13 protein-coding genes are annotated in these 14543 nt (G+C 38.7%); 3 read left to right on the forward strand and 10 right to left on the reverse strand.

Annotation, left to right across the window (positions count from 1 at the left end; genetic code table 11):
• Window positions 1–2: 2 nt before the first annotated feature.
• The 3 genes from ACWOEC_RS04730 to lepA all read right to left on the reverse strand — a co-directional run bounded on the left by ACWOEC_RS04730 (window position 3) and on the right by lepA (window position 2780).
• Complete coding sequence (locus ACWOEC_RS04730) at window positions 3–185, reverse strand: hypothetical protein (protein WP_455306374.1); 183 nt, start codon at window positions 183–185, stop codon at window positions 3–5.
• A 23-nt stretch (window positions 186–208) separates the two neighbouring features.
• Window positions 209–499, reverse strand: a complete 291-nt coding sequence (locus ACWOEC_RS04735) for a type III secretion system protein PrgN (protein WP_455306376.1) — start codon at window positions 497–499, stop codon at window positions 209–211.
• A 442-nt stretch (window positions 500–941) separates the two neighbouring features.
• Entirely contained in the window at window positions 942–2780 is a 1839-nt protein-coding gene (lepA, locus tag ACWOEC_RS04740) for a translation elongation factor 4 (protein WP_455306378.1), read from the reverse strand.
• Window positions 2781–2925: 145 nt separating this feature from the next.
• Here lepA and ACWOEC_RS04745 point away from each other — a divergent pair, with 145 nt between their 5' ends.
• From ACWOEC_RS04745 to ACWOEC_RS04755, 3 genes are all read left to right on the forward strand, one after another.
• Window positions 2926–4146: a GNAT family N-acetyltransferase gene (locus tag ACWOEC_RS04745; RefSeq protein ID WP_455306380.1), complete on the forward strand. Its 1221-nt coding sequence runs from the start codon at window positions 2926–2928 to the stop codon at window positions 4144–4146.
• Window positions 4147–4393: 247 nt separating this feature from the next.
• Window positions 4394–4945: a tyrosine-type recombinase/integrase gene (locus ACWOEC_RS04750; protein ID WP_455306382.1), complete on the forward strand. Its 552-nt coding sequence runs from the start codon at window positions 4394–4396 to the stop codon at window positions 4943–4945.
• A 64-nt stretch (window positions 4946–5009) separates the two neighbouring features.
• Window positions 5010–5105: a type I toxin-antitoxin system Fst family toxin gene (locus tag ACWOEC_RS04755; protein WP_297077926.1), complete on the forward strand. Its 96-nt coding sequence runs from the start codon at window positions 5010–5012 to the stop codon at window positions 5103–5105.
• 176 nt (window positions 5106–5281) lie between these two features.
• Here the strand turns inward: ACWOEC_RS04755 and clpB are convergent, their stop codons facing one another.
• The 7 genes from clpB to ACWOEC_RS04790 all read right to left on the reverse strand — a co-directional run bounded on the left by clpB (window position 5282) and on the right by ACWOEC_RS04790 (window position 14527).
• Window positions 5282–7885 (reverse strand): ATP-dependent chaperone ClpB, encoded by a 2604-nt coding sequence (gene clpB / locus ACWOEC_RS04760; protein ID WP_455306385.1) that lies wholly within the window; start codon window positions 7883–7885, stop codon window positions 5282–5284.
• A gap of 325 nt (window positions 7886–8210) precedes the next feature.
• Window positions 8211–9119 (reverse strand): diacylglycerol/lipid kinase family protein, encoded by a 909-nt coding sequence (locus tag ACWOEC_RS04765; RefSeq protein WP_455306387.1) that lies wholly within the window; start codon window positions 9117–9119, stop codon window positions 8211–8213.
• Window positions 9120–9200: 81 nt separating this feature from the next.
• Window positions 9201–10430 carry a peptidase T gene (pepT, locus tag ACWOEC_RS04770; RefSeq protein WP_455306389.1) on the reverse strand — a complete coding sequence of 410 codons (1230 nt, stop codon included), beginning with the start codon at window positions 10428–10430 and terminating at the stop codon, window positions 9201–9203.
• A 28-nt stretch (window positions 10431–10458) separates the two neighbouring features.
• Complete coding sequence (locus ACWOEC_RS04775) at window positions 10459–11460, reverse strand: Nif3-like dinuclear metal center hexameric protein (RefSeq protein WP_455306391.1); 1002 nt, start codon at window positions 11458–11460, stop codon at window positions 10459–10461.
• On the reverse strand, window positions 11451–12161 hold the full coding sequence (locus ACWOEC_RS04780) for a tRNA (adenine(22)-N(1))-methyltransferase (protein ID WP_455306393.1): 711 nt from the start codon (window positions 12159–12161) through the stop codon (window positions 11451–11453). The genes ACWOEC_RS04775 and ACWOEC_RS04780 overlap by 10 nt, the downstream gene beginning before the upstream one ends.
• A 21-nt stretch (window positions 12162–12182) precedes the next feature.
• Window positions 12183–13115, reverse strand: coding sequence for a primosomal protein DnaI (gene dnaI / locus ACWOEC_RS04785; RefSeq protein ID WP_297078885.1), 933 nt, complete (start codon window positions 13113–13115; stop codon window positions 12183–12185).
• Entirely contained in the window at window positions 13115–14527 is a 1413-nt protein-coding gene (locus ACWOEC_RS04790; protein ID WP_455306395.1) for a replication initiation and membrane attachment family protein, read from the reverse strand. The genes dnaI and ACWOEC_RS04790 overlap by 1 nt, the downstream gene beginning before the upstream one ends.
• Between the last annotated feature and the right edge of the window lie 16 nt (window positions 14528–14543).

A 14543-nucleotide genomic window follows, 5' to 3' on the forward strand; every position in this document is an offset into this window, starting at 1 on the left:
ACTTACACTTTTGGTAGATATCGATACGTGACACTGCCGTTTTGGTGTGCTTCACCTACAAAAGACTCACGGTCTTTTCGTGTGGTCCATATCTCTCTAAATACTAAAAATTCTTCTCGTGTAACTTCAAGTGTTGGTTTATTTCCTGAAGCCAAATCATTTAATTCTTGTTGAAAATCACGCACAGCGCGTTTCCTCCTTTACAATTTTACTCGATTTCTTTTTTGATTTTTTGCCCTTGTTCTAACTCTTTTAAATACGTTGATTGATAGTCCAATAATTTTTCATATACAAAACTCATATCGCGACTAGAGGCTAATGACAAAGCGTAAATAAAAGAAGCAGGTAACGTTTCCACTTTACGATCACGTGAGACCCAAGTTGCAACAGTGGATTGGATAAATCCATATAAAGCACAGAATTGATCTACAGGCATATCCAAATAACTAATAATATATAGATTAATCGGATGGGGATAGACATATTTATTTGTGGTCATCGGACTCACCTCGTTGTATTTTTACTTAGTATACCATATTCAAAAATGAAGCGTTACTGCCTTTTTTTTGATTTTTTTCACACACTTATTGATGATTTGTTCAGTTATTTTATTTCTTTTTATTTATGACTAGTGTTTTTGTTTCTATTATTCGTGAAGTGGTGTACAATCGAATTGTTGGTAAGTAAGCCAACGGACAAATCGGTACACTCATCAAAAACATTGCACATCTCCCTTTTATTACAATGAGATTCAGGTTTATTGCCGATTTGTCGTAGTACCTAAGCACCGCCCTGCTTAGGTGCTTTTTTGTGTATAAATCTACTATACTCTGATTTTTCATACCTCTCAACCTTTTGTTCATTTGTTATTTTTAAAATCTAATCAAAAAAGTTGTATAAATATAAAAAGAAGACGTATGAGATACGTCTTCTTTTTATATTTATTTTTTCGGTTCATCGTCGTCCATTTTCAATACAGCCATGAAAGCTTCTTGAGGTACTTCAACTGATCCGATTTGTTTCATTCGTTTCTTACCTTCTTTTTGTTTTTCCAGTAATTTACGTTTACGTGAAACGTCTCCACCATAACATTTCGCCAATACATTTTTGCGTAAGGCTTTAATGTCTGAACGGGCAACGATTTTTTGTCCGATTGCTGCTTGAATCGGCACTTCAAATTGTTGACGAGGGATTAATTTTTTCAATTTCTCAACGATCGCTTTTCCGCGTTCAAATGCAAAATCACGATGGACGATAAAGCCTAAAGCATCAACTTTTTCAGCATTTAATAAAATATCCATTTTCACTAAACGGCTTGGGCGATAGCCAGACATTTCGTAATCGAGTGACGCATACCCTTTGGTACTTGATTTTAGTTTATCAAAGAAATCAAAGACGATTTCTGATAATGGAATCTCGTAAACGACATTCACACGATAATCATCTAAATAATCCATCGTCACAAAATCTCCACGTTTACGTTGAGACAATTCCATTACAGCGCCAACATAATCGTTTGGTACCATGATCGTTGCTTTGACATACGGTTCTTCTACATTATCGATTGTAACTGGTTCTGGAAAATCTGCCGGATTGTCCACGGTCATTTGTGTGCCATCTGTTTTATTGACATGATAAATTACAGATGGTGCTGTCGTGATCAACTCCAGATTAAATTCACGCTCTAAACGCTCTTGGATAACATCCATATGCAAGAGTCCTAAGAACCCACAACGAAACCCAAATCCCAAGGCTTGAGACGTTTCAGGTTCGAATTGCAATGCGGCATCATTTAATTGTAGTTTTTCTAATGCTTCACGCAAGTCATTGTAACGAGACGTATCGATTGGATACAATCCACAATAGACCATCGGGTTCATCTGACGATACCCTTCTAAAGCTTCAGTTGCTGGATTATTCGCCAGTGTCACAGTATCTCCCACACGTGTATCTTGAACCGTTTTGATTGCAGCTGTGATATAGCCTACATCTCCGACCATTAGATAATCACGCTTGATAGTTTTTGGTGAAAAAATACCAACTTCTGTGACTTCAAATGTTTTCCCATTACTCATCATTTGGATCTTATCACCTGGTTTTACCACACCATCCATTACCCGGATATTCAATACGACCCCACGATAAGCGTCATAAATTGAATCAAAGATCAATGCTTTTAATGGTGCTTCAACATCTCCTTGCGGTGCAGGCACAAGATCAACGACTTGTTCTAAAATCTCTTCGATTCCGATTCCCGCTTTTGCACTAGCCAATACCGCTTCGCTTGCATCGATTCCAATCACATCTTCGATTTCAGTACGAACACGCTCTGGATCTGCTGCAGGAAGATCGATTTTATTGATAACTGGCAAAATCTCTAAGTCATTGTCTAAGGCTAAGTAGACATTCGCCAACGTTTGCGCTTCAATTCCTTGAGCCGCATCGACTACTAAAACGGCACCTTCACAAGCAGCTAAACTACGAGAGACTTCGTAGGTGAAATCGACATGTCCAGGAGTGTCGATCAAGTGAAAAATATACGTTTTTCCATTTTTAGCGGTATAGTTTAATTCAACTGCATTTAATTTGATCGTAATTCCACGCTCACGCTCTAGATCCATTGAATCTAATAATTGCGCTTGCATTTCGCGTGAAGAAACAGTATTCGTTTTTTCTAAAATCCGATCGGCTAAGGTCGACTTGCCGTGATCGATATGCGCAATGATCGAAAAGTTTCGTATCATCTCTTGGCGCTGTTTCATTTCTTCTAGTGTATGCATAGTTACTCCTTCATTTCTTTAATCAACTTTTCTTATTATACCAACGCATGCTAAAGAATAAAAGTGTTTTATCTACTCGGACTAAACAAACTTTTTATTCTTTGGTATACTTCATGTAGGAAATCGAACAATTGGAGGAGAAAATATGGATATCGACTCAAGTCAAGCGTTTGAAATACGCAATGTCGAAGAAACTGATGTGGATCAATTTAATGAATTACTAAGTTATGTGTTTCAGATTACAGAAGCAGATATTGAAGAAAGTGGATTTGACAGTAAACGGGAGATGATCAAATCTAAAAAACCGATTTTAGAAGTATCCAAAGTTTTCGGTTGGTTCCACAAAGAAAAATTAATCTCACAAATCGCCATCTATCCTTGTACCGTCAACATCCACGGAACGATGTACCAAATGGGTGGCGTAACTGGTGTTGGGACGTATCCTGAATACGCAGGACACGGTCTCATGCAAGCGTTAGTGGAACGTGCGTTAAATCAAATGCGTCAAGATGGTCAATGGATCTCTTATCTCTATCCCTATAATATCCCTTACTATCGTCGCAAAGGTTGGGAGATCATGTCGGATAAATTGACATTTTCGATTCGAGACACGCAATTGCCAGAAACAGTTCCTGTCTCAGGTTATGTAGAACGTCAAGAAGTCGATCATCCAGATGTTTTTGCAGTCTACGATCAATTTGCAACAGTCAATCATGGTGCCTTACAGCGTACACCGTTTAACTGGGAAGAATATTGGCGCTATGAAAATGAAGAAGAACGAACTGCTGCCATCTATTATGATGCGCAGCAAAAACCACAAGGTGTGTTGTTTTATTGGGTAGCAGAAGAAGTTTTCCACATTCGTGAAATGTTTTATTTGACCCAAGAAGCCCGTAACGGATTATGGAATTTTATTAGTGCTCATTTTTCAATGATCTACTGGGTGAAAGGCAATATCTATAAAAATGAACCGTTAGCCTTCTTATTAGAAGACGGCCAGATAAAAGAAACGATCGAACCCTATTATATGGCGCGAATTGTAGATGTTACCCAATTTTTGGCTCGTTATCCATTCAAGTCATTTGACCGCCCGTTTCATTTTGTCGTAACCGATCCTGTTGCAAAGTGGAATACAGGTATTTTTAGTTTGACCTATAATGAAATCGATCATCGTGTGATCATTGGGCATGAACCCATTGGCGATGCCGTGACTGTAGATATTCAAACCTTAACCTGTTTGATGATGAACTATCGTCGTGCAGCTTACTTAGCTAGAATCGAGCGTTTGCATACCACACAAGAAACCTTATTGACCTTAGAACGAATCATTCCGGATATGGAAGCTTATTTCGGTGATTATTTTTAAAAGAGTTGTGACAGACTTCTGTCACAACTCTTTTTTCGTTTTCATACGATTCTCTACATCAATTGTAAAACAAGATCTCTGTCGTTAAATCGTTAGAGTATTCTGACATCGCTATTTTAGATAAAATAGCTATCTTAAACACTTGTTTTTCCTAGGTTTTCACACTAGTAAAACTTGAGATAGTAATTTTTTTGCTATATAATGAAAATTGATATGTCAGAATATTTTTATCTAAGGAGATAATTTTATGAATTATAAAGTCGAGCCATTACGGTCCACCGAAGAAATCCAAGATTTTCAATTTTGGTTACGTCGAACACCAAACCATAAACGAGATCAATTTTTATTTTTATTTGGTATCAATAATGGTTTACGTATTTCAGATATCGTATCTTTAAAAGTCGGTGATATCCGTCATGTCAAAAAGCCTATGATCATTGAAAAAAAGACGGGCAAGAAAAAAGCGATCTTTATCGATAGTCTACGCGAAGAATTCGAGGCGTATACACAAGAGATGAAAGCAGAGGATTGGCTGTTCCCTAGTCGACAACAAGGTCGTCACATTAGCGAAAAAAGAGTCTATCAATTGTATAGTGAGATTGCTGAAAAATTGGGTCGTGATGATATTGGAACCCATACGTTGCGTAAGACATTTGGCTACCATTTTTATAAAAAGACTCATGATATCGCAACACTCATGATGATCTTTAACCATAGTTCTCAAGAAATAACAAAACGCTACATCGGTATCACTGACGATGAGATCATTGATTCCTTGAAAGGGTTCAAGCTTGGTTGATCACTAGCTTCATTTCTATGTTATACTCATAATTGGCAACTTGCCCCAATTGGGGGTATTACTCATGAAAGACCTTATCTCATTGGTTATCGCGCCACTTTTCGTTGGGCTAGTAATTCAACTAGTTTCTCATTGGTTAGACGAGAAAGACGATGACTAAGCAAGTTGCTTTGCTAACCCATACGCTAGAATCGCAGCTAGCGCAAAAAAAAGCCACCCCTACTCGCAATAGGGGTGGCTTTTATTACTCATCGAACACTTATCTCATTTCGCATATTCAGTATAGCATCCTTTTTAAAAGAAGAGCAACTATTTTATCGTATGCTCACTCTTCATCTAATCTTCAATCGGTGTATTTTCAAATACTAAATTTCCTTCTAACAATTCGATCGTAACGTTCGTTTTTGGTGTTATTCGACCAGAAATAATCTCTTTTGCTAGTGGTGTTTCGACTTCTTTAGTGATAAATCGTTTCAACGGACGTGCACCATAAGCAGGTTCATACGCTTCATTGGCAATCCAGCGTTTCGCTTCATCACTTAATGTTAGATAGATTTCTTGATGCTCAAGACGTTTTGTTACTTGAGAAACGAGTTTATCGACAATCCCCACGACATTATCTAAACTTAGTGGTGTAAATAAAATCGTATCGTCAATTCGATTTAAAAACTCTGGTTTAAAACTACCTCGAAGAATCGTTAAGACTTGCTCTTTGATTTCTTCTGGAATTTTCCCTTCGCTTGTCACACCTTCAAGTAATAATTGTGAACCAATATTACTTGTCATGATCATGACGGTATTTTTAAAGTCTACTACACGTCCTTTAGAATCCGTCAAACGACCATCATCTAATACTTGTAATAAGATATTGAAGACATCTGGGTGTGCTTTTTCGATTTCATCTAATAACACGATCGTATAGGGATTGCGACGTACCGCTTCGGTCAATTGTCCCCCTTCTTCATATCCGACATAGCCTGGAGGTGCACCTACTAGACGAGAGACCGCATGTTTTTCCATATATTCACTCATGTCGATGCGAACCATATGCTCTTGTGAATCAAAAAGATTTTCAGCTAACGCTTTTGCCAGTTCTGTTTTTCCGACACCAGTTGGCCCTAGGAACAAGAATGAGCCGAGTGGACGATTTGGATCTTGCAAGCCTGCTCGAGACCGTAAGACAGCATCGCTTACTGCATCAACCGCTTCATCTTGTCCAATCACGCGTAAATGCAATGTCTCATTTAATTTCATTAATTTTTCGCGTTCGCCCTCAACTAATTTTGTGACTGGAATTCCAGTCATGCGACCAACAACGGTAGCGATCTCATTGTCCGTTACTGATTCTTGTACCATTCGTGAAATCTCTTGTTGGTTTTTGACTTCTAAATCTTTTAACTCTTGTTCTAACTGTGGAATCGTTCCATGACGCAAAACAGCAGCACGTTCTAAATCATAGTTGTTTTCAGCATCTTCTAATTCATGGCGAGCGCGGTCGATTTCAGCCCGTTTGGTTGAAATGGCATTGACTTCTTCTTTTTCGGTCTCCCACTGCATCTTCATCGTATTGGCTTCTTCACGTAAGTTTGCCAATTCTTCTTGTAATGAATTCAAGCGTTTTTTAGAAGCATCATCTTTTTCTTTCTTTAAAGCTGCTTCTTCGATCTCTAATTGCATCAAACGACGTGTTACTTGATCTAATTCAGTCGGCATCGAATTCATTTCCACTCGAATCGTCGCACAAGCTTCATCGACCAGATCAATGGCTTTATCTGGTAAGAAGCGGTCTGTGATATATCGATCCGATAATGTAGCTGCTGCAACTAAGGCATTATCGTGGATATTCACACCGTGATGAATCTCAAAGCGTTCTTTCAAACCACGCAAAATAGAAATCGTGTCTTCGACAGTTGGTTCTTTTACTAAGACTTTTTGGAAACGACGCTCCAATGCTTTGTCTTTTTCCATATATTGACGGTATTCATCAAGTGTAGTTGCCCCGATCGTATGCAATTCTCCCCGAGCAAGCATCGGTTTTAATAAATTTCCAGCATCCATACTGCCTTCTGTTTTACCGGCGCCTACGATCGTATGGATCTCATCAATAAAGAGGATGATTTGTCCATCTGATTTTTTCACTTCTTGCAATACCGCTTTTAGTCGTTCTTCAAATTCTCCTCTAAATTTTGCTCCAGCAATCAAAGCACCCATATCTAAAGAGAAGATTGTTTTATTTTTTAAGTTTTCAGGTACATCTTTACGAACAATTCGTTGGGCCAAGCCTTCAACAATCGCTGTTTTCCCAACTCCAGGTTCTCCAATCAATACTGGATTATTCTTTGTCTTACGTGACAATATCCGAATCACGTCTCGAATTTCTTCGTCACGTCCGATAATTGGATCCATTTTTCCATTTTTGACTTGTTCGATTAAATCTACACCGTATTTTTCTAATGCTTTATAGGTTTCTTCTTGGTTTTGTGATGTCACTTTTTCTCCACCTCGCATTTGTAAAATTAATTCTTTTAAATTCTTTAAGGTTAATCCTTGTTGTAGTAGATATTTAGTTAGTCCATAATTTTTCATATCCATTAAAGCCAATACGACAACCTCAGTCGCAAGATACTCATCTTCAAATTCACTACGAATTCGGTCAGCTTGTGTAAACAAGTGAAATAAATTTTGACTCATATTTTGACCATACGTCACTTGTGATCCTTCAATTACAGGTAGTTTATCTAACTCACGGTCAATCTCACGTTCAAATAAGTCTACGTCTAAACCGGCATCCTTATATAGATTGCGTGCAAAGTGATTCGGCTGTAAAAAAATCTTCCAAAGATGTGCGATATCGATTTCTTGGTGATGACGGGTTATCGCGATCTGTTGTGCTTCAGCTAAAGCACTTTGTAAAGTCGTTGTCATTTTTTCAATTTCCATCGATGTATTCCTCCCATCGTGTGTCATACATTTTTTCCTTACAAGCTTACTATACCTCGATGGTCAGTAAAGGTCAAATAATTCGTCTGATCTTCTACTTTAAACTTTACCTTTTCTTAAAAAAAAGACCATCGCTTTAACTTACGGATTACTTTCAATTTTAAAAGTCCATTCATCAAAAAACACCTCAGTATCCCTTATTCAGAGTGCTGAGGTGTTTAGCTATACTATACAGTGCTTTGGTTTATTCTTTTTGTCTCATTTCTTTAAACTCTTGTTTTTAAGAAAAAGAGCCAACCATTCATCACCAGAACATATAAGCTGATCATACGGTTTGATCTGATGCCACTAAAACACGCATCCCTTGTTTCACTACTTTAATGGTCACCGGTAGATCATCAGTTGGATCACCATCTGTTCGAGTTCGAACATGGTTTTTTTGCGATGTAATCGTCACCTGATCGGTCGAAAAATAATCGATTTCTTGAATTTCTGCTAATTTACCAGAAATCACTTTAGGTAAAATACGTATCGTTTGCCATAAATTGATTCGTTTTAAAACCGTAATGTGCATCTGGCCGTCATCAGAAGCTGCTGATTCATCAAAATGGACATAGCCACCAGCAGAATTGGTCATGGTGATCGTGACTAACGAAGATTTTCCTGCCCAACGTTTTGTTGGTGTTTCGATGGTTAGTGGATAACGCTTCTTTTTGCGTAATAGTCTGAAAAACCGTTTCATAAATGCAAGCGGACCATACGTCTGTTTTTCTTTTTGACTAACACGAGCTGCTGTATCTGCTAGTAAACCGATCGTAAGTGTAGAGATGATGACCTCTTTGTCATTGATCACACCATAATCGACACCTTTAGGCCTGCCGTGAGCGATAATAGGAAAGACTCCTTGTGGTTTTAGCGGTAGATTTAATGAGCGAGCAAAATTGTTGACCGTCCCACCTGGAATGATCCCGACCGTATACTGTTCCATTTGTGAACGAAACGTATTGACCAAATGATGGAGTGTCCCATCGCCTCCGATAAATACAAGCCGTGTGACATCATGTTTGGTTGCAAATGCACGTAACTCTTCTGGATTCGTGTCCGCGTTAGATACATGAGTCCATACGTTCCACTCAGGTTGTTCTTTTTGTAAATAGTTGGTTAATGATGTAGCAATGTTTTGTCCTTCGTTATTTCCTGAAGAATCGTTATAAATAATTAAGACAGTTTCCATAATAAAGCCTTCCTTTTACGGTTCATTTAGAAAAAAAGAAGAAACCATCTGACTAGTTTCTTCTTTTTCCTTCATTCTACGTTATTTTGCATTATTTTCAACAATTTTGATGATAACATCCGTGGCTTTTTCCATGCTCTCAACAGCAACAAATTCAAACCGTCCATGCATATTTTCACCACCAGCAAAGATATTTGGTGTTGGAATCCCTAAATAAGAAATTTTCGATCCATCAGTTCCCCCGCGTACAGGTTCGATAATGGGTTCAATCCCTAATTCGATCATCGCTTCTTTTGCTAACGTCACAATCGACATGTCTTTTTCGATAATTTCTTTCATATTGTAATATTGATCAAATACATTGACCAGTACACGTTCTTGATCAAAGTGTTGATTTAACTTATCTTTAATGGTCATCATCATCGCTTTACGCTCTTCAAAACGTGTCCGATCATGGTCACGAATGATATAGCTCAAACTTGCTTCTTCAGTCGTACCATCAAAAGCCATTAAATGATAAAATCCTTGTTCACCATCTGTTTTTTCTGGCACTTCATCTTTAGGTAATTCATTATGATAATCGATCCCTAATTGAAGCGCATTGATCATTGTATCTTTTGCAGTTCCAGGATGGACATTTTTACCTAAGATCGTAATGTCCGCTTGAGCGGCATTGAATGTCTCGTATTGCAACTCACCTACTGGTCCACCGTCCATCGTGTAGGCAAAATCGACAGCAAATGCATCTACGTCAAATTTATCTGCTCCAACACCAATTTCTTCGTCTGGACCAAATGCTACTTTTACTTCACCGTGCTCAATTTCTGGATGTGAAAGTAAGTATTCCATCGCAGTCATGATTTCAGCGATGCCTGATTTATCATCTGATCCTAATAAAGTCGAGCCATCTGTCGTAATCAGTGTTTGACCTTTATAGTGTGCTAGATTTGGAAAGTCCTTCACGTTAAGTGTATATTTTCCTTCTGCATCTAACGGAATTGTTGTTTGACCATCATAGTTCTCGACAAACTGCGGATTTACATCGACGGCATTGAAGTCAGCTGTATCCATGTGTGCAATAAAGCCAATCGAACGGACTTCTTTCGTAGTGTTTTTAGGTAACGTCGCCATCACGAATCCATTGCTTTCGTTATAGACGACATCAGACATACCGATCGTTTCTAACTCTTTTTTTAATTCTTTTGCAAACGCAATTTGTGTGGGTGTAGAGGGTGTCGTGTCACTAGTTGCATCTGAACGTGTTTCTGTTTTCACATAACGAATAAATCGTGGAACTAAATTTTCATACATAATACTAAACGCCTACCTTTTAACTGATTTATTTAAAATAAAATGGATTGGTATTCACTGTAGAGGCTACTACATCTACGGCAAAACCGTCTACTTGACTCCACTCTATCATTTTCTGAACAAATGTCAAAATACATCGCTCTTCAATGTGATGTCCTGGGTCAATTGCTGCTAATCCGAGTGCTTGTAAATCATGCGCTGTATGGTAATACAGATCGCCTGTAATATAGACATCTGCTTGTTTTTCTAAAGCATTTGGATACAAACTACCTCCACTACCTCCGCAAATCGCAACAGTACGAATCATTTGATTATTTGCCGGAACAACACGTAAGCCATCTAAATGGAACGCTTGTTTTACCTCTGCTGCAAACGCATCTAATGATTTAGGTGTCGTGAGAGTCCCCACACGGCCAATCCCAAATGTTTGCATTTGCAGGCTTTTTTCACTAGTTGCGAGTACTCCTTGGCGATCACACCATTGTTGAATGACTGCTACTTGTTTTTCTAACACAGCAAACTTCAGTGGTTTTGTATCAAGGATCTCAATTCCGCCGGCTAAGTCTTTAAACCGCATCGCCAATTGCGTAGCGAATCGTTCAGGGGCGTCTATGATCGTGAATACAGCCATAGGGAGTGTATGGGTCGCTTTGAGATACGTCGTTTCTTGAATGGATAAATCTTCACAAAACCAATCGTTTAGTCCATCGTGGATAATATCCATATTGGTGTGTGCTGTATAAACGGCGATATCATGTTGGATCAAATCGATATACATCTTCGTTTGTGGATCTTCTGTCGTAAGCGTATGAACTGGTCTAAAAATCGGTGGATGTTTTGCAATCACTAAATCGATTTTTTTTGCGATCGCTTCTGCTACCACTTCAGGGCGCACATCAAGTGTCATCATGACTCTTTTGACTTCTTTATTTAAAGTGCCGATTTGTAGGCCTACAGGATCTTTTTCTTCTGCAAGCCATTGTGGGCAATATTCTTCAAAACGGCTCATAAACGTGCTGCCTAAGACCATGTTGCCAACTCCTCCATGATCCAATCCAATTCTTGCTTGGTTTGATCATATTTTTCTTGGTTTAACGTTGCTGCTTGTTGCAACTGAGTCAATACATATTCTCTTTGTTTCGCTTCTCGTGACCACTTTTCAACAAGTGTCGGTGTGTGCTGTTGTCGTAAGATAGGCCCAAATAATAGATCTTGCGGCGTATAGACGACTGCTGTATCACTTGGTTCAGCTACAATAATTTCATAGATTTTTTGGTTTTCCGTTAAAATGGTTTCGTCAACAATCTTATAACGATGCGCGACCAACCATTCGCGTAATGTTTTTTCACCGATATTGGGTTGTAAAATCAACCGTTCGCGATGTGCTAAACGTTTTTTTTGATCCCCATTTTCTAAAATCGAGCGAATCAACGATCCCCCCATTCCAGCAATGGTGATCGTATCGATTTTGTCTGCCAACGTGATGGCTTCTAATCCATCTGCTAAACGTACATCGATGACATGTTGCAAATGTTGCTTTTCTACTTGACGTTTTGCCGATTGATACGGCCCTTTAACGACTTCACCTGCGATGGCATATGAAAGTACACCTTTTAGCGTTAAGGCTACTGGTAGATATGCATGATCAGAACCAATATCGGCTAAGCGTGCATCTTTTGGCACAAATTGTCCAACTTGTTCCAATCGTTTTGATAACAGTTGTTCATTCACTACTCGTTCACTCCTATTTTCCTACTGTTCGCCTAGACGACGATTGGGTCCAGTGACCTCGATTTCTTTTACTAAATACCGAATCCGTTCCATGATGCGTTTTGACTTTAATGGTTCGACATCTCCACGTTGGGAAACGGTCAGATGGGCCTCTAATTCTTCAACTGAGAAATTGGAAGAAAAGAATGTTGGCAACTGTTCTTGCATGCGATGTTGTAAAATAATTCCAAACACTTCATCGCGAATCCAACTACTCATCGAGTCTGCTCCGATATCGTCGATCATCAAAATAGGCGTACGTTTGATCGCATCCAATTTTTCTCCGACTTGATCCTTTGCGATCGCTTGTTTCATATCTGATGCAAAGGTTGGAAAATGGACTAAGGTCGTTTGTTTTCCTGCTTCTGCTAGTTCACGAGCGATCGCACCTAATAGATACGTTTTTCCAACGCCAAACGGACCAACTAAATACAATCCTTTATGAAAAGCTTTGGGATCTGCTTGATAAGACTCGATAAAGTCAACAGCTGCAAGCCAAGCCTGACTACGCCCTGATGAGCGCTCATAGTGCTCGATCGATGCCTCTTGAATATCTTTTGGCATATGTAACGTACGCATTCTAGCTTTGACTTCTTGTTGGTGTTCTTTTTCCAGTAAGGCACTTGTCGGAACGTACGTGACGTCGATAAAGTGAAAGTTCATGGTGAGCGTTGGCTCATAACCGGGTGCGATCATGGATGGATCATTATTTAAAAATTTTTGTTTTTCTTGGACGAATTCATATAGCTTAGCAAAACTTTTTTGAATGTCTTGTTGCGTTAATTCAGTTTTATGTTTTGCTAAGAACGCTTGTACTTCTTCGTTTTTTAATACGTCTTCCATCATCTCTTGATAACGAGCACGATAATTTTTTTGATCCATTTTTTGTTGCATACTTTTGCCTAAATCTTCCATTATTGTTCACCTTCTTTACGTTTAAGATATGCTTGCAACCGTGCTTCAAGTGCTTCTTGTTGTGCTTGCTCTTGCGATGTTTTTGCCGGTTGTTCCAAACCTTCTTTTGGATTTTGTTCGTTTTGTTTTTGTTTTTCTTTTTCTTGTTCTGCTAACCACTTTGGCAACACTTCTTGTTTCACCGGCTTGCCATAGCGTGATGGCTGTTTTGCTCGAGCTTCTTGCGCTTGTTTGTGTTCTTTGTCCAATGCTCGGACCAATTGGACAGCCTCTTCAGGACGTGTGACCTCTTTTTCTGACCATTCCGCCGCTAATTTTTCGACCGTCTTTTGTGGCAACGTACTATTATTTTTTACGACTAACACATAATGCAATAAAATATTAATCACGCTACTATTCAACCGACTACGTTCGACCAATTCACGGACTAGCCATTCTTCTAATTTTGAAATGTAACTTTTCTTTTCCCGTTTGATCGCCGTAAAATAATCATATGGCAGATATTTTTCACTTTCTTGAATCACTAAGATATCCGTTTCAGAAAAACCCGATTGCCGTAATGTATTCAAGCGTTTTTGTTCATCTAAAGATGTTGTGTCAGTTGATTTTCTTACTTTTTGGGACTGGGCATTGCGTGTTTGAATCAATTTTTTTAACGCTTTGATATCAACCATGCCATCACTTAAGGAGACCACTTGTGTCATTAACTCAACCAATTCTAGCTCATCATACCCGTATAATTGATGCAAAAGTGCTAACTGCTGTTTGAATTCATCCGTAAAATTTTCTTTTGCAATCTGTTTTTTATGTGCGTGAAACGTCATAAACCCAATATCTAAGGTTTGTTCTACGATCACATTTTTAGTATTTGGAGAAAATTGAGTCGAAATGGCTTCAAACGTCTCCATCTTTTGACCAAAACGAGTCAAATCGAATCGGTATACATCTGCAAATTTTTGGGTAACTTCTGTAAAGCCTTCCCAATGGATTTTTTTGGGAGTATATCGCGTCAACAATTCTTGAAAACGACGTTCACCGATCACACTTTCTAATAAAAAACTATAGGTGGTATCTGAAAAAAAGCGCTCTGGTGTTAGTGGCAAATGCAATTCATAGCCATAGATTACACCGAATGCTTCTGTTTCTTTTTGAAAAACAGCTAATAATCCTAGGCCTTCTAATTTTTTGCGTGCTTCAATTAATTTTGTCAGCCCTATTGGAAGTAATTGCAATAACTCAAGATGAGTATGTTCTTTACTTGCTTGACCATCGCCGAGCAAAATAAAGTAAAGTGCAGCCGCCTCTGCACCAATGATTGGTTGATAAAGTGTCGACAATGCCTCACGCTCAGCAGAGGTCAAGACTCTTGCATAGCGGACTTGATACAATGTATTTGGGGCAATAGTTGCCATAATCTTACTCCTATTC

It is taken from the genome of Enterococcus bulliens (assembly GCF_053761865.1).